The 23,721-nt window shown below is 71.3% G+C and carries 20 protein-coding genes; 11 read left to right on the forward strand and 9 right to left on the reverse strand.

Annotated features, from left to right (window positions below):
- The first annotated feature begins 27 nt into the window (after positions 1-27).
- The 3 genes from ACIBK1_RS09315 to ACIBK1_RS09325 all read left to right on the forward strand — a co-directional run bounded on the left by ACIBK1_RS09315 (position 28) and on the right by ACIBK1_RS09325 (position 3,260).
- Positions 28-1,029 (forward strand): hypothetical protein, encoded by a 1,002-nt coding sequence (locus tag ACIBK1_RS09315; protein ID WP_396733652.1) that lies wholly within the window; start codon positions 28-30, stop codon positions 1,027-1,029.
- Positions 1,030-1,206: 177 nt separating this feature from the next.
- Entirely contained in the window at positions 1,207-1,725 is a 519-nt protein-coding gene (locus tag ACIBK1_RS09320) for a winged helix-turn-helix domain-containing protein (protein WP_231513683.1), read from the forward strand.
- Positions 1,726-2,426: 701 nt separating this feature from the next.
- Positions 2,427-3,260 (forward strand): alpha/beta fold hydrolase, encoded by an 834-nt coding sequence (locus ACIBK1_RS09325; RefSeq protein ID WP_030505276.1) that lies wholly within the window; start codon positions 2,427-2,429, stop codon positions 3,258-3,260.
- 184 nt (positions 3,261-3,444) lie between these two features.
- Here ACIBK1_RS09325 and ACIBK1_RS09330 read toward each other — a convergent pair whose 3' ends face one another.
- The gene (locus ACIBK1_RS09330) at positions 3,445-3,996 is read right to left on the reverse strand and encodes a histidine phosphatase family protein (protein ID WP_396733656.1); all 552 of its coding nucleotides are present in this window, start codon (positions 3,994-3,996) and stop codon (positions 3,445-3,447) included.
- Between the two features lie 262 nt (positions 3,997-4,258).
- Between ACIBK1_RS09330 and ACIBK1_RS09335 the strand changes: the two genes are divergently transcribed.
- Positions 4,259-4,873 (forward strand): HAD family hydrolase, encoded by a 615-nt coding sequence (locus ACIBK1_RS09335; protein WP_396733659.1) that lies wholly within the window; start codon positions 4,259-4,261, stop codon positions 4,871-4,873.
- Positions 4,874-4,944: 71 nt separating this feature from the next.
- Here ACIBK1_RS09335 and ACIBK1_RS09340 read toward each other — a convergent pair whose 3' ends face one another.
- The 4 genes from ACIBK1_RS09340 to ACIBK1_RS09355 form a co-directional block, all read right to left on the reverse strand.
- Positions 4,945-6,093 carry an acyl-CoA dehydrogenase family protein gene (locus tag ACIBK1_RS09340; RefSeq protein WP_030505279.1) on the reverse strand — a complete coding sequence of 383 codons (1,149 nt, stop codon included), beginning with the start codon at positions 6,091-6,093 and terminating at the stop codon, positions 4,945-4,947.
- Between the two features lies 1 nt (position 6,094).
- Positions 6,095-6,988, reverse strand: a complete 894-nt coding sequence (locus ACIBK1_RS09345; protein WP_396733661.1) for a hydroxymethylglutaryl-CoA lyase — start codon at positions 6,986-6,988, stop codon at positions 6,095-6,097.
- The gene (locus tag ACIBK1_RS09350) at positions 6,979-8,922 is read right to left on the reverse strand and encodes an acetyl/propionyl/methylcrotonyl-CoA carboxylase subunit alpha (protein ID WP_396734469.1); all 1,944 of its coding nucleotides are present in this window, start codon (positions 8,920-8,922) and stop codon (positions 6,979-6,981) included. The genes ACIBK1_RS09345 and ACIBK1_RS09350 overlap by 10 nt, the downstream gene beginning before the upstream one ends.
- A 74-nt stretch (positions 8,923-8,996) precedes the next feature.
- Positions 8,997-10,571: a carboxyl transferase domain-containing protein gene (locus tag ACIBK1_RS09355; RefSeq protein WP_076433731.1), complete on the reverse strand. Its 1,575-nt coding sequence runs from the start codon at positions 10,569-10,571 to the stop codon at positions 8,997-8,999.
- Between the two features lie 47 nt (positions 10,572-10,618).
- Here ACIBK1_RS09355 and ACIBK1_RS09360 point away from each other — a divergent pair, with 47 nt between their 5' ends.
- Positions 10,619-11,221: an SACE_7040 family transcriptional regulator gene (locus ACIBK1_RS09360; RefSeq protein WP_030505283.1), complete on the forward strand. Its 603-nt coding sequence runs from the start codon at positions 10,619-10,621 to the stop codon at positions 11,219-11,221.
- Positions 11,222-11,280: 59 nt separating this feature from the next.
- Here ACIBK1_RS09360 and ACIBK1_RS09365 read toward each other — a convergent pair whose 3' ends face one another.
- Positions 11,281-13,497 (reverse strand): transketolase C-terminal domain-containing protein, encoded by a 2,217-nt coding sequence (locus tag ACIBK1_RS09365; RefSeq protein ID WP_396733665.1) that lies wholly within the window; start codon positions 13,495-13,497, stop codon positions 11,281-11,283.
- A gap of 201 nt (positions 13,498-13,698) precedes the next feature.
- On the opposite strand from ACIBK1_RS09365, the gene ACIBK1_RS09370 reads away from it, so the two are divergent.
- Both ACIBK1_RS09370 and ACIBK1_RS09375 read left to right on the forward strand, forming a co-directional pair.
- A complete protein-coding gene (locus ACIBK1_RS09370) occupies positions 13,699-15,036 on the forward strand; it encodes a hypothetical protein (protein WP_396733668.1) in 1,338 nt (445 codons plus the stop codon).
- A gap of 174 nt (positions 15,037-15,210) precedes the next feature.
- The gene (locus ACIBK1_RS09375) at positions 15,211-17,139 is read left to right on the forward strand and encodes an ABC1 kinase family protein (RefSeq protein WP_396733671.1); all 1,929 of its coding nucleotides are present in this window, start codon (positions 15,211-15,213) and stop codon (positions 17,137-17,139) included.
- 34 nt (positions 17,140-17,173) lie between these two features.
- Here ACIBK1_RS09375 and ACIBK1_RS09380 read toward each other — a convergent pair whose 3' ends face one another.
- Positions 17,174-18,265, reverse strand: coding sequence for a magnesium and cobalt transport protein CorA (locus ACIBK1_RS09380; protein WP_231513686.1), 1,092 nt, complete (start codon positions 18,263-18,265; stop codon positions 17,174-17,176).
- Between the two features lie 169 nt (positions 18,266-18,434).
- Between ACIBK1_RS09380 and ACIBK1_RS09385 the strand changes: the two genes are divergently transcribed.
- Genes ACIBK1_RS09385 through ACIBK1_RS09395 form a run of 3 tightly spaced genes read left to right on the forward strand, consistent with a single transcriptional unit; the run spans position 18,435 to position 20,487 of the window.
- Complete coding sequence (locus tag ACIBK1_RS09385; RefSeq protein ID WP_143734134.1) at positions 18,435-19,145, forward strand: M50 family metallopeptidase; 711 nt, start codon at positions 18,435-18,437, stop codon at positions 19,143-19,145.
- Positions 19,146-19,186: 41 nt separating this feature from the next.
- Entirely contained in the window at positions 19,187-19,945 is a 759-nt protein-coding gene (locus tag ACIBK1_RS09390; protein ID WP_357318157.1) for a MerR family transcriptional regulator, read from the forward strand.
- On the forward strand, positions 19,942-20,487 hold the full coding sequence (locus ACIBK1_RS09395) for a hypothetical protein (RefSeq protein ID WP_396733674.1): 546 nt from the start codon (positions 19,942-19,944) through the stop codon (positions 20,485-20,487). Before ACIBK1_RS09390 ends, ACIBK1_RS09395 begins: the two co-directional genes overlap by 4 nt.
- 40 nt (positions 20,488-20,527) lie before the next feature.
- Here ACIBK1_RS09395 and ACIBK1_RS09400 read toward each other — a convergent pair whose 3' ends face one another.
- Positions 20,528-21,490, reverse strand: coding sequence for a threonine/serine dehydratase (locus ACIBK1_RS09400; RefSeq protein WP_396733677.1), 963 nt, complete (start codon positions 21,488-21,490; stop codon positions 20,528-20,530).
- A 48-nt stretch (positions 21,491-21,538) separates the two neighbouring features.
- Positions 21,539-22,321 (reverse strand): GntR family transcriptional regulator, encoded by a 783-nt coding sequence (locus ACIBK1_RS09405; protein ID WP_083744025.1) that lies wholly within the window; start codon positions 22,319-22,321, stop codon positions 21,539-21,541.
- A 63-nt stretch (positions 22,322-22,384) separates the two neighbouring features.
- Here ACIBK1_RS09405 and ACIBK1_RS09410 point away from each other — a divergent pair, with 63 nt between their 5' ends.
- Complete coding sequence (locus tag ACIBK1_RS09410; RefSeq protein WP_051761122.1) at positions 22,385-23,698, forward strand: hydroxyacid-oxoacid transhydrogenase; 1,314 nt, start codon at positions 22,385-22,387, stop codon at positions 23,696-23,698.
- Positions 23,699-23,721 lie beyond the last annotated feature (23 nt).

The raw sequence follows: 23,721 nt of genomic DNA on the forward strand, positions 1-23,721 counted from the left end.
CTCGCATTAGGGCTCGCATTGTTCGGCATGGCCATTCCCCATACGGAGGCTGCCGCGTCGGGGGCCGTCACCAGAGTAAAAGTGATCACCGGTGATGACGCATACCCGCCTCCGTGGGGGACGGAAACGCATGGGCTCGGAGTGGTGTTGGCGGATCCCTACGCGGAGGAGACGCTCCCGGTTGTGAAGATGGTCTACCACAAGGCAGGGGAGAGCGAAACGGCGGCGTGGAGGGAGATGGCGATCCCGGCAACGGATCAGGTCCAGCCCCTGGCCCCCGGAGCGGAGCCGCCGACGCAGGCGTACGTCAGGGGAACGTTCCCCATCTCTTCCACCGACCCTGTAGGCGAATGGCCATATCGGATCACCCTGACGCGTGGCGAGTCCACGCTCAGCGTCATAACCGGGGCCTTGAAGATCGGGAAGGGACCGAACGTCACTCCGACGATCGATCCCCAGCACGTGGTCCTGAACAGGCACACGTCAGTCCCGGTGAACGTCGCCGCCAAGATCGATGGAGTCAGCAGCGTGGCCGACGTCCGGCTGGAGAGCGCGAGAACCGGTGACGTTCAGAGCATTACCACGGCGGTCGGAGAAGACGGGTACCTCCGCGATCGGGTCGGCTTCGACAACAGCTCGACGACCGGCCAATGGCGATTGAGCATCACGGTCAAGCGAGGCGAGAAGAGCTATACCTTTACGCGGGGCTTCACGGTGTCCAGGGCCGCGAAGCAGAAGTCGAGAATCTTACTGTACGCGCCCCTCAGAGTTGCGAAGAGCAGATCCGTAATGCTGACCGGCACGGTCTATCGCGGAAACACTCCGTGGGCCGGCAAGGTCGTAGAGCTCTTTTTCAGAAAGAAGGGGACGCACAGAAGGATGCTTCTGAACGTCACCAGAACGACGTCCGCCGGACGGTACGCCAAGGCCGTCAGGCCGAGATACGACGGCTACTGGTACGCCAGTGCACCCGGAACCAGCAGGGTCGACGGCTCGCTATCGAATTACAAGTACATCGACGTCAGATGACGCGACCATCCTGAAGAGCAAGGAAGCCGACCGCCTAACGAAACCCCCGCCCTGGGCACCGGCGGTCGGTTTAGAGACCTTCAATGGTGAGGGTGATATGGCCTGACCTGGGCGTGAGCTGGCAGCTGGTCGTCGTGGTGCTACCTGGGGTGCATGAGGTATCCCGATGGTGGTGACTTGACCGCCGAGCAGCGATTACGCCGCCAGCAGGTGAGGATGCAAGCAGCCGACCGCTTCGCCGAGGGCGCGACCGATGCTCAGGTCGCGCGGGAGTTTCGCGTGTCGCGGATGTCGGCCAACCGGTGGCGGCGTGCGCTGGAGAACGGTGGCCGCGAGGACCTCGTCTCCAAGGGTGCCGGCGGGGCGGTGTGCAAGCTGGATGACGCCCAGCTCGCCCGGCTTGAGCGGGCCCTTCAGGAAGGGCCGATCGCCTACGGCTGGCACGACCAGTGCTGGACCCTGGCCCGGATCGGCGAGGTGATCGGGCGCCTGTTCCGCGCGAGCTACACCGTGGGCGGGGTGTGCTATTTGCTGCATCGGCTGGGATGGAGCCGGCAGGCCCCCTGCGGGCGCGCCGCCGAGCGCGATGAGCGTGCCATCGCCGCGTGGAAGGACGAGCAGTGGCCGATCATAAAAGGGTGGCGGCGCAGCAGGGAGCGTGGCTGTGCTTCGAGGACGAGGCCGGCCAGACCCTGAGGTCTCCCAAAAGCCGCACCTGGGGCCGCAAGGGACGCACCCCGGTCGTGTCGCTGCCGGTCAAGGGCACTGGCCGGGTGTCGATCGCCGGCCTGATCGCCACCCGCCCCGGCACCCCACAGGCGCGGCCGCGGCTGGTCTACCGGCTCCGGACCCATCGCGGCCTGGGCTTTCGACCCCCGTAACCCCGGCCATTAAGCCTCTCTAGTTGTGCCTTCTCTTCCCCGGTCGCGTTCGCAACGCCGGGACCTGCTATGGTCACCGACCATGGTCTACATGTTCATCCGTCTGCGGACCTTCTAAGACGGTGTGTCCTGCTGGTCGCTCAACGACCAGCGGCAGTTGAGGCAACCCCGCCAGTAGTGCTGCGGTCGAGAAACCGCACACGGCCCGGGTTTTGGCCCAACTCACCCGTCGACTTCGTGTGGCCGTCGCCGGCCGCCCCGCTGCGTTTCTGTCCTTTGGGAACCACTGCGGGCGGGATCAGCGCCGCCGGCGAGTTCCGACCGCTTGTGTCGTCGCCCCGACCGCTGCGGCCTACTGGCGCGTCTACCCGGCCACTCTCACCCCCAGCGGCCCCACACGCCGCCCTCGACTTCAGGCATGTAGTCACGCCTCAACCGAACGGACCGTTCCGTATGCCATCTACCTCCAACAGCTCAACGTTCCCTCGACCTGCGTCCGGTGCCTCACCGACATTCGTGCTGGTGCACGGTTCTGGCTCCAATTCCTTCATGTGGGCCCCCATCCAGCGCGAACTGGCGTTGCTCGGTCACCGCAGCTTCGCCGTCGATCTCCCAGGACATGGCCTCGACGCGCAATACCCGGTCGCCTACCAGGCCCCGCAGGACCTCGACGCGTGGGCGATCGAGCCATCCACGCTGGCCGGCGTCACTCTGCAGGACAACGTCGACACGGTCGTTGACGTCGTCCGCCGCCTTGTGGAGCACGGGCCGGTGGTGCTGGTGGGCGCCAGCCTCGGAGGGACGACCATCACCCAGGTCGGCAACACGGTCCCTGAACTGGTGAGCCGACTCGTATACATCTCCGCGTGGTCGTGTGTGCAACGGTCGAACCCAATCGAGTACATGCAGGAGCCCGAGTTCGCCGCCAACCTGATGGCCCCACTGGCCTCCTTCAACGTTGGAGACCCGGCTCACCTCGGTGTCGGCCGGGCCAACTATCGCACCGCCGACCCGGTACTGCTCGCCGGCCTCAAGGCGGCGACCATGGCGGATGTCAGCGACGAACAGTTCCGGGCCTTCCTCAACATCCTGCAGCCGGACGAATCGATCGCGGTGATGATGGCCGACGCCCGCGTCCATGCCGACACCTGGGGCACGATCGCTCGCACCTACATTCGCCTCACCGAAGACCGATCCCTCCCGGTGGCCATGCAAGACAGGCTGATCGCTGAAGCGGACGCCCTGACGCCTGACAATCCGTATGACGTTCACACCCTGGACACATCCCATGTGGGATTCGTGTTCAGGGCCGGAGAGGTGGCAGCCATCCTGGACAGGCTGACGAGTTAGAGGTACCTCAGAACGGCTTCGTGTCCAAGCCTTAGGGCTTGGACACGAAGCAGTCGAATTCAACCTTCACCATTGAAGGTCTCTATGAACGCCGTCGAGGACTGAGACAGACGACCCTATGCCCCTTGGTTCGCTACAGGCAGGGCCCATCCTGGGGGGCGCTCTAATGGCTGCGGCCGTCGGCTTACCCGGGCCATCTGTCGGGGAGCACATAGTGCCAGCCTTCGCGCCAGGCGAAGGGGGCGTCCACCAGGTCTTCCAGGCGCGCGCCGGTCAGCAGGCAGTCCAGCGCCCACCTGTTGGCCGAGTGGGCGACGACGAGCACGCGGGCGCCGTCCCAGCCGGCGGCCAGATCACGCAGGAAGCTCTCCGTGGCCTTGACCACCTGGCGGTAGCTCTGGCCGCCCGGGAAGGGCACGTCGATGTGCGCGGCCCGCCGGGCGGCGACCAACGAGACCGGGCCGCCGTTGAGCGGGCCGTAGTCGCATTCGCGCAGCCGTGGGTCCTGATGGATGGGGATCGGCGTACCCTCGAACGCGATCCGGGCCGTCTCCGCCGCCCGGTGCAGGTCGGAGACGAACACAGCAGCGAGACCGGTGTTCCTGCGCCGGTCGCCCAGCTCGGCCGCGAGCCGCCGTCCTGCTTCGGAGAGCCTGCCCGGCAGCCATCCGGTGGCGATGCCCCTCTCGTTGTCCTCCGTGATCGAATGCGTCTCGTACACGATCTCGACCGCCATGCCACCCTCCGCCCCCTGCGGCCACCTTGACATGACCGCACCGAAGCTCCTGTACCGCCTCGATGGCCGGGGCGAGATCGGGTTTCCCCGCTGAAGACCACTCCGACGTCGTACGGGTCCTCCACGGCCGCCGGGCGCGTTGCACCCCTCGCGGAGGCCGAAGTCGGACGTGCGGAGCGGGCCTGAGCCGTGGCCCTCCCTCGACGAGACACGTACGGTGCAACGGTGAGAATCGATCACCCTCGTCGGAAGGCGGCGGACCTTGTTGCCTGAACTCCATCCCGGAGACGCCGGTGCCCTGCTCTTCGACTGGGACGGAACGCTGGTGGACAGCCAGCGGGCGAACTATGTCGCCTTGGCCGGAGCTCTGGCCGAGGAGGGCGTACAGCTGGGCCAGGAATGGTTCGACGCGCGCACCGGCCTCTCCTCGGCCGAGATGGTCCGTCTGCTGGTACGCGAGTGCGGGCTCACCCTCCGGCGGCCCGTGGAGGAGATAGTGGCGGATCGCGACGAACGGTTCCTGCGGACGGCGCACGAGATCCGCGTGCACCCGGAGATCGAGGCCGTGGTCTCCTCCTTCCACGGAAGGCTGCCCATGGCCGTGGCCTCCGGCGGCGCCCGGAGAGTGATCGAGATCACGCTCCGCCACCTGCCGATCCGCCACCGGTTCGGCGCCGTGGTCACCCGCGACGACGTCGAACGGGGCAAGCCCGCGCCGGACATCTTCCTGCGTGCGGCGAAGCTGATCGGCGTCGCCCCAAACCGCTGCACCGTGTACGAGGACAGCGACGAAGGCATCGCCGCCGCCCAGGCGGCGGGCATGGCGATCATCGACGTCCGGCCGCTCACCCGCCGGCCGAGCGGCACGAGCGCCTGAGGCCGTCTTCGGGGCAAGCTGCTCATTGCCGCGGGGGGACCCCCGGCGACGACGGCCTCCGGGTCGTGAGCTCAGGCGGGCAGGCCGAGTTCGCGGGCGATGAGCATGCGCTGCACCTCGCTGGTGCCCTCGCCGATCTCCAGGATCTTCGCGTCCCGATAGAAGCGACCGACGGGGAACTCGTTCATGAAGCCGTAGCCGCCGAAGATCTGGGTGGCGTCGCGGGCGTTGTCCATCGCGGCGTCGGACGAGACGAGCTTGGCGATCGCCGCCTCCTTCTTGAACGGCAGGCCGGCCAGCATGCGCTCGGCGGCGTGGTAGTAGGCCAGGCGGGCCGTGTGCACCCTGGCCTCCATGTCGGCGATCTTGAATTGCATGGCCTGGTAGCGGCCGATCTCCTGGCCGAAGGCCCGGCGCTCGCGCGCGTACCGCAGCGACTCGTCCACGCAGCCCTGCGCGAGGCCGACCGACAGCGCGGCGATGGCCACCCGGCCCTCGTCCAGCGTCTGGAGGAACTGCGCGTAGCCCCTGCCGCGCTCGCCCAGCAGGTTCTCCTCCGGCACCCGGCACTCGGCGAACGACAGTTCCCGGGTGTCGGAGGCCGACCAGCCGACCTTGGAGTACTTCTTCGACACCGTGAAGCCGGGCGTGCCCGACGGCACGAGGATCGTGGAGATCTCCGGCCTGCCCTCCTCCCTGCGGCCGGTGATCGCCGCCACGGCGACGACGCCGGTGATGTCGGTGCCCGAGTTGGTGATGAACGCCTTCGAGCCGTTGATCACCCATTCGCCGCCGTCGAGGACGGCCGTGGTGCGCATGCCGCCCGGCACGTCGGACCCGCCGCCGGGCTCGGTCAGGCCGAACGCCCCGAGGACCTCCCCGGCCGCCATCTTCGGCAGCCACCGCTGCTTCTGGGCGTCGGTGCCGAACCGCAGGATCGGCATCTCGCCCAGCGAGACCGCCGCCTCCAGGGTGATCGCCACCGAGGAGTCGACCCTGGCGAGCTCCTCCAGGGCCAGGCACAGCGCGAAGTAGTCGCCGCCCATGCCGCCGTACTCTTCCGGGACGGGCAGGCCGAACAGGCCCATCGCGCCCATCCTGCGGACGATGTCGTACGGGAACTCGCACCGCTCGTAGTAGTCCCCGATGACGGGGGCCACCACCTCGCGGGCGAACTCCTCGACCGACTTGCGCAGCTCGACGTGCTCGTCGTTGAGCATCTCAAATCTCCTTGGCAAGAGCCTGGACGACGCGGGAGGGGCTCGGCCGGCCCAGGATCTCGGCGAGCCAGAGGCTGGTGACGGTCAGCGACCTGACGTCCACCCCGGTCTCGACGCCGAGACCGTCGAGCATCCACACCAGGTCCTCGGTCGCGAGGTTGCCGGTGGCGCTCTTGGCGTACGGGCAGCCGCCGATGCCGCCGGCGGAGGAGTCCACGACCGTGATCCCCCGCTTGATCGCGGTGAGCGTGTTGGCCAGCGCCTGTCCGTAGGTGTCGTGGAAGTGGACGGCCAGCCGGTCGGGCCCGACCCCCGCCTCGGCGAAGGCGTCGAGCAGCGCCTCGACGTGCCGGGGCGTGCCGACGCCGATCGTGTCGCCGAGCGACAGCTCGTAGCAGCCGAGGTCGAGCAGCCTGCGTCCGACCCGGGCGACCTGCTCGGGCGCGACCGGCCCCTCCCAGGGGTCGGCGAAGCACATCGACACGTACGCCCTGACCCGCATTCCGTGGGCGAGGGCCCGTTCGACGACGGGGGCGAACATCTCGAACTGCGACTCGACGGTCCGGTTCAGGTTGCGCTGGGCGAACGACTCGGTGGCGCTCCCGAAGATCGCGATATCGGTGACGCCCTGCTTCAGTGCGCGGTCGAGGCCCCGCTCGTTCGGCACGAGCACCGGGTAGCGGACTCCCGGCACCCGGGTCAGGCTCTCCAGCAGTTCCCCGGCGTCCGCGAGCTGGGGCACCCACTTCGGGTGGACGAAGCTCGTCGCCTCGATGGTCGTCAGCCCGGCCTCGGCCAGCCGCCCGATGAACTCGCGCTTGACCTCGACGGGCACGACGGCGGACTCGTTCTGCAGGCCGTCGCGCGGGCCGACCTCGTAGATCGTCACTCGCACGGCGTCACCCTCGCCACGACCGCGTCCAGCTCCACCGTCTGCCCCGGCCTGGCCCGCAGCTCGGCGAGCACGCCGTCGGCCGGCGCCGTCAGGGTGTGTTCCATCTTCATCGCCTCCACGACGACCAGCGGCTGCCCGGCGGTGACCCGGTCGCCCTCCGCCGCCTTCACCAGCAGCACCGTTCCCGGCATAGGGCTCCGTACGACCCCGTCGCCGGCGAGCGTCCCGCCCTGCCGGTCCTTCGGGTCGCCGGGCTCGTGCCGGGTGACGGGCCATGCGCGGCCCCCCTCGGCGAGCCACACCGTGTCGCGGCTCCGGACCACCGCGTACCTCCGGGTGACGCCGCCGAGGGTGACCGCCGCCTCGTCGGCGCCCGTCCACTCCAGCCGGGCACGGCCGAGTGAACGGTCGTTAACTTCGATCTCCGCGTCGCCGGCTGCACCCCGCACCCGTACGGGCACGCCGAGCCGGTGCACGGTCCAGGCGGGCTCCCCGACGCGCCAGCCGTCCGCGACGTCCCACGGATCGCCCGAGGCGAAGCGGTCGAAGCCGGAGTGGAAGACGAGCGCGGCTGCGGCGAGCACCTCGTCCGGCGCCTCGCCGCTCACCAGCTCGCCGAGCCGCCGCTCGACGAGACCGGTGTCGAGCCGCCCGGCCGCGACCTCCGGGTCGGCCAGCAGCGCGCGCAGGAACCCGACGTTCGTGGTGACCCCGAGGATCACGGTCGAGGCCAGCGCCCGGTCGAGGCCGGCGAGCGCGCCCGCCCGGTCGGGGGCCCAGGCGACCGCCTTGGCCAGCATGGGGTCGTAGTCGCTGCCCACGACCGTTCCCTCGGCCAGCCCGGAATCGAACCGCACGCCCTCGCCGGCGGGCTCGCGCAGGGCCAGGATCCGGCCACCGGTCGGCAGGAAGTCGCGGGCGGGGTCCTCGGCGTACACACGGGCCTCGACGGCGTGCCCGCGCAGGCGCACCTCGTCCTGGCGGAACGGCAGGGGCTCCCCCGCGGCGATCCGCAGTTGCAGCTCGACCAGGTCGAGGCCGGTGACCATCTCGGTGACCGGGTGCTCGACCTGCAGCCGGGTGTTCATCTCCATGAAGAAGAACTCGCCGGGGCGGTCGCCGGGGACGATGAACTCCACCGTGCCGGCGCCGACGTAGCCGACCGACCGGGCGGCCTGCACCGCCGCCGCGCCCATGCGGGCCCGCGTCTCGTCGTCGAGCAGCGGCGAGGGCGCCTCCTCCACGATCTTCTGGTGGCGCCGCTGCAGGCTGCACTCACGCTCGCCCAGGTGGACGACGTCGCCGTGGCCGTCGGCCATGACCTGGATCTCGATGTGCCGGGGCCGGTCCACGAACCGCTCGATCAGCAGGGTGGCGTCCCCGAACGCCGCCGTCGCCGTACGGCGGGCCGACTCGACGGCCGCGGCGAGGCCGTCTGCGGACTCGACCCGCAGCATGCCCTTGCCGCCCCCGCCCGCGGACGGCTTGATCAGCACGGGGAAGCCGATGCGCGCGGCGGCCTCGGCCAGGTCGTCGTGCGGCTCCGCGCCGCCGGGCACGACCGGCACGCCCGCACGGGCGACCGTCTCCTTGGCCCGGATCTTGTCGCCCATGGCCTCGATGGCCCCGGCGGGAGGCCCGACGAACACCAGGCCTTCCTCGGCGCAGCGCCGGGCGAACTCGGCGTTCTCGGCGAGGAAGCCGTACCCGGGATGGACGGCCTCGGCGCCGCTGGTCCGGGCGGCCTCGACGATCCCGTCGATGTCGAGGTATCCGCGCGGGAGCCGTACGGCGAGGTCGGCCTCGCGCACATGGCGCGCGTCGCGGTCGGCGTCGCTGTGGACGGCGACGGCGCGCACGCCCATGGCGCGCAGCGTGCGGATGATCCGGACGGCGATCTCGCCCCGGTTGGCGATCAGGACGCTGGAGAACATCACGACCGCACCCCGTGACGGGTCGGCCGCCCGGGGAGCGGGCGAGGAGCCGGTGAACGCGTCATGTCGCTGCCTCACATCCGGAAGACGCCGTAGCCGACGGGTTCGAGGGGGGCGTTCGCGGCGGCGCCGAGCGCCAGGCCGAGGACGGTCCTGGTGTCCACCGGGTCGATCACCCCGTCGTCCCACAGGCGAGCGGTCGAGTAGTAGGGGTTGCCCTGGTGCTCGTACTGGGCCCGGATCTCGTCGGCGTCGGCGTCGCCGACCATGGTGAGCACGGTGGCGGCCTGCTCGCCGCCCATGACCGAGATGCGGGCGTTCGGCCACATCCACAGGAAGCGGGGCGAGTAGGCGCGGCCGGCCATCGCGTAGTTGCCCGCGCCGAACGAGCCACCGATGATCACCGTGAACTTCGGCACCCGGGCGCAGGCGACCGCAGTCACCATCTTCGCGCCGTGCTTGGCGATGCCCCCGGCCTCGTACGCCTTGCCGACCATGAAGCCGCTGATGTTCTGCAGGAACACCAGCGGGATCGACCGCCGGTCGCACAGCTCGATGAAGTGCGCGCCCTTGAGCGCCGACTCACCGAACAGGATGCCGTTGTTGGCCACGATGCCCACGGGGTGCCCGTGGATCCTGGCGAACCCGGTGACCAGGGTCGGGCCGTATTCGGCCTTGAACTCCAGGAACCGGCTGCCGTCGACCACGCGGGCGATCACCTCGCGCACGTCGTACGGCTGGCGGGTGTCCTGGGGGACGATGCCGTACAGGTCGTGCGGGTCGTGGAGCGGCGGCTCCGCGGGGCCCACCTCCCACGGGCGAGGACTTCTCGGGCCGAGCGACGCGACGATGTCCCGCACGATCTTCAGGGCGTGCGCGTCGTCCTCGGCGAGGTGGTCGGTGACGCCGCTGACGCGGGCGTGGACCTCGCCGCCGCCGAGTTCCTCGGCCGTGACGGTCTCGCCCGTCGCGGCCTTCACCAGCGGCGGCCCACCCAGGAAGATCGTGCCCTGGTTGCGAACGATCACGGCCTCGTCGCTCATCGCCGGGACGTACGCGCCGCCCGCGGTGCAGGAGCCGAGCACGGCCGCGATCTGCGGGATGCCCCGCGCCGACATGGTGGCCTGGTTGTAGAAGATGCGGCCGAAGTGCTCCCGGTCGGGGAAGACCTCGTCCTGCTTGGGTAGGAACGCGCCCCCCGAGTCAACCAGGTACACACACGGCAGGCTGTTGTGAAGGGCGACCTCCTGGGCGCGCAGGTGCTTCTTGACCGTGATCGGGTAGTACGTGCCGCCCTTGACGGTGGCGTCGTTGGCCACGATCACGACCTCGCGTCCGGCGACGCGGCCCACGCCGGTGATGATCCCGGCGGCCGGGGCCTGGTCGTCGTACATGCCGGTGGCCGCGAGCGGGGACAGCTCCAGGAAACGCCCGCCGGGGTCGAGAAGCGTGTCGACGCGGTCCCTCGGCAGCAGCTTGCCGCGCTGGACGTGCCTGGTCCGAGCCCGCTCGGGGCCGCCGCGCGCCGCCGCCGCGAGCCGTTCCCGCAGCTCCGCCACCAGGCGTTCGTTCGCCTCCGCGTTGCGCTTGTACGGCTCGCCGCCCGGGTCGCACCGGCTCTCCAGCACCGGCCAGTCACTCGTGCTCATGCTCGGAATGTTAATCACCGTTAACAGACTCCGTCTACCATGGTGCCGTGAAGACCGGGAGGACCGAGAAGACCCCTACCCGCAATCGGCGGGCCGAGATCCTGGACGCGGCCGCGGGCCTCTTCGCGGCACGCGGCTTCCACGGCGTGTCCATCGAGGACATCGGCGCGGCCGTGGGCGTGTCGGGGCCGGCGCTCTACCGGCACTTCAGCGGCAAGGAGGCCCTGCTCACCGAGATGCTGCTCGACATCAGCGAGCGGCTGCGCGAGCAGGGGGCTCGGCTGGCCACCACCGCCGACCCCGACACCGCGGAGGCCGCGCTCGACGCCCTGCTGTCCGGGCACATCGAGTTCGCACTGACTCACCCCGCGCTGATTCGCGTGCACGAGCGCGAGCTGGACAACGTGCCGGAGCAGGCCCGCCGGGCCATCCGGCGGCTGCAGCGGCTCTACGCGGAGGAGTGGGTGACCGTGCTGTCCGAGCTGCACCCCGCGTGCCCGCCCGCGCGGCTGCGCGCCGCCACGCACGCGGTCTTCGGCCTGCTCAACTCCACCCCGCGCAGCGCAGGGGAGCTCGCCCCCGAGGCCATGGCCGACCTGCTCCGCGCCATGGCCCGCGCCGCCCTCTCCCCCTTGGGAGTGATCTTGTAGTTTGTCGCAGAGAGGTGGTGCGACCCGCACCCCGCCCGTGCGTTCGGCAAACTACAAGATCACGCCGTGAGCAGCTTGCGGGCGGCGCGTTCGATGTCGGACTCCGACAGCAGGACGGTGCCGGCGGCCGGGCCGAGCGGCACGAAGCTGTCCTGTGAGGTCACCCGGGCGATCGGGCCGCGGAAGCCGTTGTCGACCAGTGCCGCGATCACGCTCTCGGAGACGCCGCCGCTGTGGCGGGTCTCGTCGGCGATCAGCACGCGGCCGGTCAGTTCGGCCGCGCGCATGATGTCGTCGACCGGCAGCGGCGACAGCCACCGCAGGTCGAGCACCCGGCAGCTCATGTCCTCCGCCGTGAGCTTGACCGCCGCCCGCAGACTCATCCGCACGCCGTTGCCGTACGTGACGATGGTCAGGTCGCGGCCGTCGCCGTACGAGCGGGCGCGGCCCACCGGCACGTGTGTCTCGGCCCAGCGCGCCGGCGGCACGTACGGCGCGAGCCAGCCCCCGTCGCCCTCCTCGAAGAGATCACGCGTGTGGTACAGCGCGATGGGTTCGAGGAACACGCAGACGCTGCCGTCCGCGCGGGCGGCGGCCAGGCAGGTCCGCAGCATCGCGGCCGCGTCGTCGGGCCGCGCCGGAGACGCGACGATCACTCCGGGAATATCGCGCAATGCGGCAATTGAGTTGTCATTGTGGAAATGTCCCCCAAAGCCCTTTTGATAGGCATATGAGGCGACTCTCACAACAAGGGGATTGCGATACGCGCCTTGCGAGAAGAACTGCATGGTCGACGCCTCGCCGCGAATCTGATCGAGCGCGTTGTGCAGGTAGGCGAGGTATTGGATCTCCGGAACCGGCAGCAGCCCCGACACCCCGGCCCCGAGCGCGAGGCCGAGGATGGCCTGCTCGTCCAGGAGCATGTCGAACACCCGCTCGGCCCCGAACCTGCGCAGCAGCCCGCGCGTCACGCCGTACACCCCGCCCTTGCGGGCCACGTCCTCGCCGAACACCAGGACCCCGTGGTCCGCCGCCATCGCGTCGGTCAGCGCGCGGTTGACCGCCTGGGCGACCGTCAGCCTGCCTTCCTGCTCCGGCAGAGTGGCGAAGGCGCGCTCGCGCGCCTCGGCGGGCGCGGACCGCGCGACCTCGGCGGCCACCGCATCGGGACGGCGCGGCGCGAGCGGAGCCATCACCTCCGCGGCCGTCGTGAGCCGGGGCCGCCGCGCGCACTCCGACGCCAGCTTCAGCACGTGGTCGCGCTCGGCCTCGTAGCGCGCGAGCAGGTCGTCGGGCTCGGCCAGGCCCGCCTCCACGAGCAGCCGCGCCGTACGGACGAGGGGGTCGCGGTCCAGGTCCGCGGCGATCTCCTTGCGGGTGCGGTAGCCGATCTCCACGTCGGAGCCGGCGTGGCCCATCAGGCGCACGGTGCGCAGGTGCAGGAACGCCGGGGTGCGGTTGACGCGCACGTGCTCGGCGGCGCGCAGCGCCGCGTCGTAGGTCTCGGCCAGATCGCAGCCGTCGGCCTGGAAGTACTCCAGCAGGGGATGCCTGGCCTGCGCGACCCACTCCGGCGGCGTCTTCACACTGATGCCGAGGCCGTTGTCCTCGCACACGAAGAGCACCGGGATCTGCAGCCCGCGGAAGCGGCCGTACGCGGCGGTGTTCAGCCCCGTAAGCGCGGAGGCGTGGTTCATCGACGCGTCGCCGAAGCTGCAGACGGCGACGGCGTCCCCCGGCCAGGGTGAGGGCAGGCCGAGCATGCGCGCCCGCTCGATGGCGAAGCCGACGCCGACGGCGCGCGGCAGGTGGCTGGCGATCGTGGAGGTCTGCGGGATGACGGCGAGGCCGGGGTGGCCGAACACCTTGTGCCGGCCGCCCGCGATCGGCTCCTCGGCCGACGCCGTGATCCCCAGCAGGACGTCGCGCAGCCCCTCCTCGGCCAGCCGGCCGGCCTGGGCCGAACGCGTCAGGTAGAAGGCGCCGGACCGGTAGTGCAGCAGCGCGGGGTCGTCCACCCGCAGCGCGGCGGCCACGGCGGCGTTGCCCTCGTGCCCCGACGACCCGATCGTGTAGAAGCCCTCGTCGCGCTCGCGCATGACGCGGGCGGCGACGTCGAGGAGCCGGCTGCCGAGCTGCACCGCGAACAGCTCACGGCACCGCGTGCCCGTCAGGCCCGTGCCCGGCCGCACCGGCAGGTCCGGATCCCTGGGGGGTCCAGGGGTCAGCGACCCGACGGCCTCGACGAAATGCGTCTCCACAGCGTCCCGCACCACACGGTCGATTATGTCGCACGATGCACGCTCCGTCCCGCACAGCGACAACTCCATCCACGAACGGTTATGGATCATGCTTTGACACAAATCGATGACGATAAGTCAGAGCGTTAAACCGTCGCCGGTATTCGGCCGTCTACTCGTTGTAATGACGTGGCACCCTCAGGCCGCGTTCAACCACCGGAAGGATGGTTCACCGGAATGTTGAAACGCATTCATGCCGCGATCGCGGCGGTGGCTCTGGGAGGGGCGGTCCTCGTCGCGCTCCCGGCCACCGCCGGCGCGGCGACGGCAGCGGGTCCGAGCGACCTGACCGTCTCCCCCAGTCCCGTCGTCGTCGGCAGCGGCGCGGGCACGACAGCGACCTTCACCTACAAGGCGTCCGAGGAGGGCGCGGCGAGGCTGGTCGACCGCGACGGCCGCGCCGTCACACTGGATCCCCGCCCCGCGGGCTCCGGCGCCTACACGGCCAGGTACGGCTTCACCTTCAGGGACGAGCCGGGCGTCTGGAAGCTGCAGGTGCGGGCCGACGGCCGCACCGCGACCACGGAGTTCCAGGTCCACTGGACCACCGACCTCGACTTCGACGCGGCGCCGGACGTCGTCGACCGGGGCGACCGGATCAGGCTGACCGGCGCGCTGACCTACCGGGACGGCCACGGCCTGCAGGCGTACGACGGGCAGCGGGTGTACCTCGCCTTCAAGCCGGTCGGCGGCTCCTACAACCGGGTCGGCTCGGTGACGACCGACCGGCACGGCCGCTTCTCGGTCGACCGCACGGCGGACAGGACCGGCTGGTGGCGCGCCGAGTTCGCGGGCGCGTCCGACGCCGAGCCCGCGACGAGCGACAGCGACAGGGTCGACGTCAGGGCCCAGGACGGCCGCACCCGGATCACCGGTTTCGACGCCTCCCCCGAGCCCGTCGACGCCGGCAAGACCCTGCGCCTTCGCGGCCGGCTGGAGATCTCCGGCTTCGCCGGCTGGAGCGGCTACCCGAGCCGGCAGGTGAAGATCCTCTTCAAGCCGGCCGGCGGTTACAGCTGGCAGCACGTCACCTCCGACTGGACCGACTCCTACGGCCGCTTCTCAGCCGACGTCAAGGCCAGGACCTCCGGCTGGTGGCGGGCCGAGTTCGAGGGCGCGAGCGGGGCGGGCTACTCGGCGAGCGCGACCGACTACGTGACGGTCCGCGTGCCCCGGCCGACGCCTCCGCCGCCCGCGCCCAAGGCCCACACCCGGGTCGTCCAGTTCAACGCCGCGCCGGAGCCGGTCGGGTATCACCGATACCTCACCTTCAGCGGCGCGCTCCAGGCGTGGGACCACCGCTGGGAGGGCTACGGCCACCAGAAGGTGACCGTGTGGTTCAAGAAGGCCGGCGGCTCCTGGCACTACGTCAAGACGCTGTGGACGAACAGCACCGGCAGGTTCTGGGGCAAGACCACGGCGTCGGCGTCCGGCTACTGGAAGGTCGTCTTCGCCGGCAACGGCGAGGCCGACCGCTCCACCAGCCGGATCGACTGGGTGCGCGTGAAGCGCTAGAGGATCCACCGGAGAATCGCTGAGCCGGCCCGGGGCGTATCGCACGCCCCGGGCCGGTTCACGTCCTTGATCGTCTGTCGGCCGGGGCGGCTAGAGTTTCGCCGATCACAGTGAACACTGCGAGCACTGCATCGGGGGCGACGGTTGGACGCGCTGATATTGATCGCCTTCGCAGTGACGGCCGTCATGATGGTCGCGGCCTTCGCCCTGGCCGCCCGGCGGCTTCTCGGCCTGCGCTTCGGGACGGTCCGCACACTGCTCGGCGCCGCCCTCGCCGTCCTGCTGGTCGGCCCGGTCTCGCAGGCCCTGGTCGGCCCGGTGGCGGGGAACCAGGCCGGAATCACGCCGCTGTGGTTCATCATCCTCGCGTTCGCCTGCTCGCTGCTGGCCTCGATGGTGTTCCTGGCGATCGCCGAGGCCCTGGTGCCGACGGGATCGATCCCCGGCCCGCTGGAGGCGCTGGCGGCCATCCGGCGGCGAGCAGGGCGATCACGACGCTATCTGCGCATCACCCGCATTCTCATCCGCCACGGCCTCGGCCCCTATCTGCGCGGCCGCGACCCCGACCTGGGCGCCCCCTCCAGCCGATTACGACTGGCCCGCTCGCTGCGCGAGGCGCTCGACGAGGGCGGGGTCACGTTCGTGAAGCTGGGGCAGATCCTGTCCACCCGCGCCGACCTGCTGCCGCCCGAGTTCGTCGGGGAACTGCGCCTGCTGCAGGACCGGGTCGAGCCCGCCCCCTGGGAGGAGATCGAGCGCGTCGTCACCGGGGAACTGGGCGGACCGGTGGAGGAGGTCTTCGCCTCGTTCGAGCGGCAGCCGCTGGCGGCGGCGTCGATCGCGCAGGTCCACCTCGCGCGGCTGCGGTCGGGAGAGGAAGTGGTGGTCAAGGTCCAGCGGCCCGGAATCGCCCCCGTGGTGGACAGGGATCTCGACATCGTGGCCCGCCTCGCCCGTACGGCGGAGCGGCGCACGCGCTGGGCCCGCGGGGTGGGCGTCGGCGACCTCGCCCGCGGGTTCGCCGAGGCGCTGCGCGAGGAGCTCGACTTCCGGGTCGAGGCGGCGAACATGGCCGCCGTCGCCGCGACGTCGAAGGACTCGGCCGTACGGTCCCCCGTGCCCCATCCGCGGCTGAGCGGCCGCCGCCTCCTCGTGATGGAGCGGCTGAACGGCGTTCCGCTCGCCACCGGCCAGGCCGGCCTCGGCCCCGCCGAGCGCGAGGAGGCCGCCAGGGCCGTGCTGCACGCGCTGCTGGAGCAGATCCTGCTGAACGGGGTGTTCCACGCCGACCCTCATCCGGGGAACATCATGCTGCTGTCCGGCGGGGGCGTCGCCCTGCTGGACTACGGGTCCGTCGGCCGTCTCGACGGCGCTCTGCGGGCCGCGCTCCAGCGCCTGCTCGCCGCGCTGGACCTGGCCGATCCCGCGGGCGTCGGCGACGCCCTGCTGGAGCTGGTGCCCCGGCCCGACGAGATCGACGAGCGCGAGCTGGAGCGCGAGATCGGCCGCTTCATGGCCCGCCACCTGGTGCCCGGCATCGTCCCGGACTCCCGGATGTTCGCCGACCTGTTCCGCCTGGTGTTCGCCCACAGGCTGTCGGTGCCGCCGGAGGTGGCGGCGGTGTTCCGGGCGCTCGGGACCATCGAGGGCACCCTCACCGGCCTCGCGCCCGGCTTCGACATCGTGAAGGAGGCGCGGGAGTTCGCCGGCCGCCGCCTGTCCGCGCCCGGCGGCCGGGAGGAGATCCGGACCGCGGTGGCCCAGGAGGCGGTGCGCCTGCTGCCCCTGCTGCGGCGGCTGCCCCGGAGCGTGGACCGCATCGTCGGAGCGGCGGAGAGCGGCAGGTTCAGCGTCAACGTGCGGCTGTTCGCCGACGCCCGGGACCGGCGGCACATGACCGGTCTGCTGCACCAGGCACTCCTGACGGTGCTGGCGGCCACCGCGGGGATCATGGCCGTGCTGCTGCTCGACTCCGAGCGCGGGCCGCGGGTGACCCCCACCGTCACTCTCTATCAGCTCATCGGCTACAACCTGCTGGTGGTGAGCGCCATCCTCGCGCTGCGCGTGCTCGTGGCGATCTTCCGGGAGCGCCGTGAGGAGTGAACCGCGCTCTTCGTGAAAGGCCGTGCCCGGCGGCTCAGAGCCAGTCGCGGCGTTTGAAGACCAGGTAGAGCGTGAGGCAGACGACTCCCATGAGCATGATCGCCACGGGGTATCCGAGCAGCCAGTGCAGCTCGGGCATGTGGTCGAAGTTCATCCCGTAGATCGTGCCGACCAGCGTCGGGGCGAACAGGATGGCCGCCCACGCGGAGATCTTCTTGACCTCGTTGCCCTGGGCGATGCTCGCGGCCGTGAGCTTGGTCATCTCCTCGTTCTGCTGCTGGCTGACGAGCGTGGAGTTGACGACGAGGATGTCCTGGAGCATCTGCCGGAAGCCCGCCACACGCTCGGTGACCGTGATGACGTGGTCGGACACGTCGCGCAGGTAGCGCTGCAGCTCCTCGTTCACGCCGTATTTCGGCGAGCCCGCGATGAAGCCGTCGAGCATCGGGACCAGCGGGCTGGTCGCCCGCTGGAACTCGATGACCTCCCGCGACAGGCTGTAGATGCGCCGGGGCGCGGCCGGGTCGCCGCCGAAGACCTGCACCTCGATCTCGTCGATGTCGTTCTGCAGCCCGGCGACCACCGGGGCGTAGCCGTCCACCACCGCGTCGAGGATCGCGTACAGCACGGCCTGCGGCCCCTGGCGGAGCAGGTCGGGGTCCGACTCCATGCGCCGGCGCACCTTGGACAGGTCGGGCGCCTCGCTGTGCCGCACCGTCAGCACGAAGTCGGGGCCGACGAAGACGTGCAGCTCGCCGAAGGCCACCTTCTCGGGCTGGTCGAGATACTGGGCTGCCCGCAGCACCACGAACAGCGTGTCGCCGTACCGGTCGGCCTTGGGCCGCTGGTGGGCGACGATGGCGTCCTCGATGGCGAGCTCGTGCAGGCCGAACTCCTCGGCCGCCTTGATCAGCTCGGCCTCCTCCGGCCGGTACAGGCCGATCCACGCCATCGCCCCCGGCCGCGAGCGCAGCGAGGCGATCGCGTCGCCCAGCGACAGCGGCGAGTCCACGCGCTCGCCGTCCTCGTACACCGCGTTGTCGATCACGCTCTGCTTGAACGTCTCCCCCTGGTCCGCGCGGGGGTCCATGGAGTGCTCGGGAGCCTGCTCCGGTTTCGCCCTCATCAACCCACTCAATCCGCGCAGTCCACGCATACGCCGCTCAGCCACACGTAGAAGGTAACCTCCATCGTCACCCTTACTCGGACGGACCGCGGGGGCCGAGGGTCGAAACCCGGGGAGCACGGGGAGCGCGGGCCGGTGCGGCGGGCCGTACGATCTCGGGGTGAACCCCCTGAAGGCCCTGTGGAACCACCTGACCGCCGTCCAGATCGCGCCCCCGCTCTGGCTGGTCGCCCTGTCCGGGTTCGCCGCACTCGCCGTCGTCGCCTACCCGGCGTCGTGGCACATCTCACGCGGCCTGATCACGATCGCGCATGAGGGGGGCCACGCGCTGGTCGCGGTGGTGACCCGGCGCAAGCTGCGGGGCATCCGCCTCCACTCGGACACCTCGGGCGTGACGCTCACCAGGGGCAGGCCGACGGGCCCCGGCATGATCGCGACAGCCGCGGCGGGGTACGTCGCGCCCTCCCTGATCGGGCTCGGATCGGCCTGGCTGGTCTCCGACGGCCGGATCACGATGCTGCTGTGGGCCGTGCTCGCGCTGCTGACCTGCATGCTGCTGATGATCAGGAACTTCTTCGGCGCCGTGTCGCTGCTCGCCGTGGGCGGCGCGGTCTTCGCGCTGTCGTGGTTCGCCCCGCCCCATGTCCAGTCGGCCTGCGCGTACGTCGCCGCGTGGTTCCTGCTGCTCGGCGGGGTGCGGCCGATCCTCGAGCTGCAGGCCAAGCGCCGCCTCGGCCGCGCCCCGGACTCCGACGCCGACCAGCTCGCCCGGCTGACCCGCGTGCCCGGCACGCTCTGGGTGCTGCTGTTCCTGCTCGTCTCCGCCGCCGCGTTCGTCTACGGCGGATATCTCCTCACCGCCCGCTGGCTCCCTTTCTGAGCCGTTGACCTTGACGCGACGACAACGTCTCTAATGAGGGCATGCGGATCGGAGAACTCGCCGCGCTGGCCGGGGTGTCCACCCGTACCGTGCGGCACTACCACCACCAGGGCGTGCTGCCCGAACCGCCGAGGCGGGTCAACGGCTATCGCGAGTACGGCCTGCGCGACGCGCTCCGCCTCGCCCGGGCCCGCAGGCTGACCGAGCTGGGCCTGTCGCTGGACGAGGTGCGCGACGTGCTGGCCGGCGACTCCGCCCGTGAGCTGCGGGAGATCCTGCTGGAGCTGGACGCCGACCTCGCCCGGCAGGAAGCGGGGATCCGGGCCAGGCGCGAGCGGCTCGCGGCCCTGCTGAGCGAGGAGTCGCCGTCGCCGGACGACGCCGTCTCGCCGAGGATGGCCGAGTTCCTGCGGTGCCTCGAACCCGTGCGCGGCTCCGCGTTCGCGGCCGCCGACGCCGAGCTGCTCGCCCTCCTCGACACCGCGGCGGAGCCGGAGGACCGGGACCGCCTGCTGGAGCTGATGCGGCCCATGACCACGCCCGAAGCGCTGGCCCGGGCCGAGACGTTGCACCGGAGGCTGGCGGAGCTGGACGGCGCCGACCCCGCCGATTCCCGCGTCGCCGCCCTCGCCGCCGATTTCGCCGCCCACCTGCCCCCCGAGCTCGCCGCCTCGCTGGCCCACACGATGCCCGGCGCCGACGACCCGTTCGCCCAGGCGTTCCTCGCCGACCTGTCCCCCGCGCAGGCCGAGGTCGTACGGCAGGCCATGGCGCTGGTCGCGGGCGGAGAGCCGTCGTGAGGCACGCCGCGGGCTACAGCCGGGAGCAGACCCCGACGATGGCGGCGCTGCTGTTCGTCATGGTCCTGGAGACCGTGGCCATGGACCTGCTGCTGCGCCGGTTCGGGCTGCCGGACCTGCCGCGCCTGGTGATCCTGGCACTCGACGCGTCGTCGGCCCTCGCCGTCCTCGGCGTCATGGTGAGCTGCGCCCGCCGGCCGCACGTCGTGTCGCCGGACGGGCTGCGCCTGAGGTATGGCCGGATGTTCGGCCTGGACGTCCCGGCGGAGCTGATCGCGTTTGCACGGATCGACCGCCGCTACGACGAGAAGAGGCTCGTACGCCTGTCGGACGGCGAACTCGCCCTCGCGGTCTCGTCCCAGACCAACCTCGTGGTCGAGCTGCGCGAACCGATCGAGGTGCCTCGTCCGCGCCGTCCCTGGCAGCCTGTCCGCCCGGCGGCGGCCGTCCGGCGGGTGCGGTTCTTCGCCGACGACCCGGCGGCGACGCTGCGCGCCGTCGCCGCGCTCACCACGACGACCACCGGCGAACGCGCCCCCTGACCCGACGTCCGTCGAGACGCCCCGGCTTACGGCGGCGCCTTCACAGGACCGCGAGGACGGATGCGAGCGCGGCGGCGGTGATGTTGCGGCCCGAGACCACCGCCACGACCCGTCCGTACGCGGCGACCTTTCCGGCGAGCAGGGCGGCGACCGGCACCGCTCCTGCGCCCTCGGACACGTATCCACGTTCGGCGGCCAGGTAGCGCAGCGCGGCGCGGATCTCGTCCTCGGTCACCGTGACCAGTTGGTGCGCATACCGCGCGACGAGGCCGACGGTGACCGATCCGGGCTCGATGTTCCCGGCCAAGCCGTCGGCGAGGGTCGGGCCGACCTCGACGGACACGCGGCGGCCCGCGGCGACCGCCGCGGACACGGCGGTGGAGGCCGCGGCCTCCACGCCGACGACGCGTACGTCCGCCCGGCCCGCGGCCCACAGCGCCAGCCCGGCGGCGAGCCCTCCGCCCCCGACCGCGCACACCACGGTCAGCGGCCCGTCGAGCTGCTCGTCCAGCTCGAATCCGATCGTGCCCTGACCCGCGATGACGTACGGATCGTTGTAGGCCGATATGTAGCACCACCCCGACGCCTCGGCGAGCGCGAGCGCGTGTTCCTCCGCCTCGTCGAAGCTCTCACCGACGCACACGAGGTCGGCGTCCAGGCGGCGCAGCCGGTCTGTCTTCGCGGCCGAGGCGGTCCTCGGCACCACCACCGTGGCCTTGCCGCCGAGCGCGTTCGCGGCGAAGGCGACGCCCAGCCCGTGGTTGCCGGCCGACGCCGTCACCACACGCGGTGCGGGTGCAGCGGCCACGGCGCTGAGCGCGCCACGGACCTTGAACGACCCCGTGGGTTGCAGGCTCTCCAGCTTCAGCGCGGGATCGCCGGGCGTACCCGCCCCCAGGTCCACCGGTGTGGGGCGCAGGTGGGCCCGCACCACCCGCCTGGCATGCTCCAGGTCGTCGCGCCGGGGGATGACGACGGTTCGTACCGATCGGTTCTCATCCATATTCCGATCATGTGCGCGGTCGCTCGTCATCGCAGCCCGCCTGATCCTTTACGTTGTAGATCCGCCCGTTGTGTCGTGGATGAGGGCGACGTCGGCGGGGTCGGCGGGGCGGCCGTTCTCGGCGGCGGCCTGGGCCACGAGGAGCTCGCCGGTGTGCGCCACGTGGGCGCGCATCGCCGCGGCCGCGGCGTCCGGGTCGCCCCCGAGGACGGCGGCGAGGATCGGCTCGTGCTCCGCGGCGACGTCCGCCAGCGAGCGGGAGCGGTCGACGGTGGAGGCGCCCAGCGTCACCGTGGCGTCCCTCAGCCCGGCGACGACCTCGGCGAGCCGCCGGTTGGCCCCCGCGGCGAGGATCGCGTCGTGGAACGCCCGGTCGTGCCGCATGAAGCGCGGCTCGTCGTGGTCGGCCGCGGCGGCGCGCATGGCCTCCAGCTCCTCGCGCAGCGCGCGGGCGAGGCCGGGACCGGCGTGACGGGCCGCCCGGCTGGTCGCCGGCACCTCGAGCAGCAGCCGCAGGTGGAACACCTCGGCGATCTCCCGGGGATCGCGGCGCAGCACCCGGAAACCCCGGCTCCGCTCGAACCGCACCAGACCGGCCTCCGCCAGGCGGAGCATCGCCTCGCGTACGGGGGTGCGGGAGACGTTGAGCTGCTCGGCCAGCCGATACACCGAATAGAGCTCTCCTGGCCGCAGCTCCCCCGAGTGGATGGCCTCCCTGACCGCCTCGATGACCTGCTCGGTGAGACTGGACGTGCCGGCGACCGCTCGCACCGTCTGACCACCCTCCGGAGTGGGCCCGGCCGCGTACGGCGGCGCATTGACATGCAGCATGCTACATGTCAGGTTGCCCATCGGACCTGCCGCGCACCGCGTAGCCCCCCGGACTGTGCCCTCATGACCCCGCGAGTGAAAGGCCCGGCGATCGTGATCGTCCCGAGCAATCCCGAGTCCGTCTTCACGTACGGCGCGCCCGCCCTGAAGTTCGGCGCCGGCGCGTCCGCCGAGATCGGCTTCGACCTCGGGCAGTACGGCGTGCGCCGCGTGCTGGTCGTGACCGACGCGGGCGTGGCGGCGACGGGCTCTCCGGCGCGGATCGCCGAGCAGATCACCGGGTTCGGCATGCACGCGGAGGTGTACGACGGCGTGCACGTCGAGCCCACCGACGAGAGCCTGCTCGCGGCGATCGGGCACGCCCGCGCGAGCGGCCCGTGGGACGCCTTCGTGGCGGTCGGCGGGGGATCGAGCATCGACACGGCCAAGGCCGTCAACCTGCTCACGACGAATCCGGGCGAGCTGATGGACTACGTCAACGCGCCGATCGGCGCCGGGCGCGTCCCCTCCGAACCGCTCAAGCCGCTGGTCGCGGTGCCCACGACCACGGGCACCGGCTCGGAGAGCACCACGATCTGCGTGCTCGACGTGCTCGGTCTGAAGGTCAAGACGGGAATCAGCCACGCCCGCCTCCGTCCCGTGCTGGCCGTCGTGGACCCGGACCTCACGATGACGCAGCCGCCCGAGGTGACCGCGGCGGCGGGGATGGACATCCTCTGCCACGCCCTGGAGAGCTACACCGCCCGGCCGTACACCTCCTACGAGCGCAGGCGGCCGGAGGAGCGCGTGCCGTACTGCGGGTCGAACCCGGTGGCGGACATGTGGTCGGAGCAGGCGCTCCGGCTGCTCGCGGGCTCGTTCCGAACCGCCGTACGGCACGGCGACGACGTGCGGGCGAGGGGCGCGATGGCCCTGGCGGCGACGTTCGCCGGGCTCGGGTTCGGCAACGCGGGCGTGCACATCCCCCACGCCAACGCCTATCCGATCGCAGGCCGGGTGAAGGACTTCCACCCGCGCGGCTATACCGGCGGCGAGCCGATGGTGCCGCACGGCATGGCCGTCGCGCTGACCGCACCCGAGGCGTTCCGGTTCACCTTCGAGGCGGACCCGGCGCGGCACCTGCGCGCGGCCGAACTGCTCGATCCCACGGCGGCCGTGCCGGACGAGCCGGCGGAGCTCCTGCCCGGCGTGCTGACCGCGCTCATGCGCGACGTCGGCATCCCGAACGGCATCGGCGGCGTGGGATACGCGGAGGCCGACGTGCCGGCGCTGGTCGAGGGGGCGATGAAGCAGCAGCGGCTGCTCACCACCTCCCCCAGGCCCGTGCGGGAGGAGGACCTCGCCGGCATCCTGACCCGTTCACTCGCCCTTTGGTGAGCCCGGCGGTTCCGGTGTGGACG

Origin of the sequence: Microbispora rosea, from assembly GCF_044460045.1 — a bacterium.
Classification (GTDB): Bacteria; Actinomycetota; Actinomycetes; order Streptosporangiales; family Streptosporangiaceae; genus Microbispora; species Microbispora rosea.

Bases quoted from the DNA above. Each gene is read 5' to 3' on its own strand.
- ACIBK1_RS09350 (WP_396734469.1), bottom strand. From the start codon at position 8,922: ATGTTCTCCAGCGTCCTGATCGCCAACCGGGGCGAGATCGCCGTCCGG.
- ACIBK1_RS09410 (WP_051761122.1), top strand. From the start codon at position 22,385: ATGACCCCGCGAGTGAAAGGCCCGGCGATCGTGATCGTCCCGAGCAAT.
- ACIBK1_RS09405 (WP_083744025.1), bottom strand. From the start codon at position 22,321: ATGCTGCATGTCAATGCGCCGCCGTACGCGGCCGGGCCCACTCCGGAG.
- ACIBK1_RS09330 (WP_396733656.1), bottom strand. From the start codon at position 3,996: ATGGCGGTCGAGATCGTGTACGAGACGCATTCGATCACGGAGGACAAC.
- ACIBK1_RS09390 (WP_357318157.1), top strand. From the start codon at position 19,187: ATGCGGATCGGAGAACTCGCCGCGCTGGCCGGGGTGTCCACCCGTACC.
- ACIBK1_RS09400 (WP_396733677.1), bottom strand. From the start codon at position 21,490: ATGGATGAGAACCGATCGGTACGAACCGTCGTCATCCCCCGGCGCGAC.
- ACIBK1_RS09370 (WP_396733668.1), top strand. From the start codon at position 13,699: ATGTTGAAACGCATTCATGCCGCGATCGCGGCGGTGGCTCTGGGAGGG.
- ACIBK1_RS09380 (WP_231513686.1), bottom strand. From the start codon at position 18,265: ATGAGGGCGAAACCGGAGCAGGCTCCCGAGCACTCCATGGACCCCCGC.
- ACIBK1_RS09355 (WP_076433731.1), bottom strand. From the start codon at position 10,571: ATGAGCACGAGTGACTGGCCGGTGCTGGAGAGCCGGTGCGACCCGGGC.
- ACIBK1_RS09340 (WP_030505279.1), bottom strand. From the start codon at position 6,093: ATGCTCAACGACGAGCACGTCGAGCTGCGCAAGTCGGTCGAGGAGTTC.
- ACIBK1_RS09315 (WP_396733652.1), top strand. From the start codon at position 28: ATGGCCATTCCCCATACGGAGGCTGCCGCGTCGGGGGCCGTCACCAGA.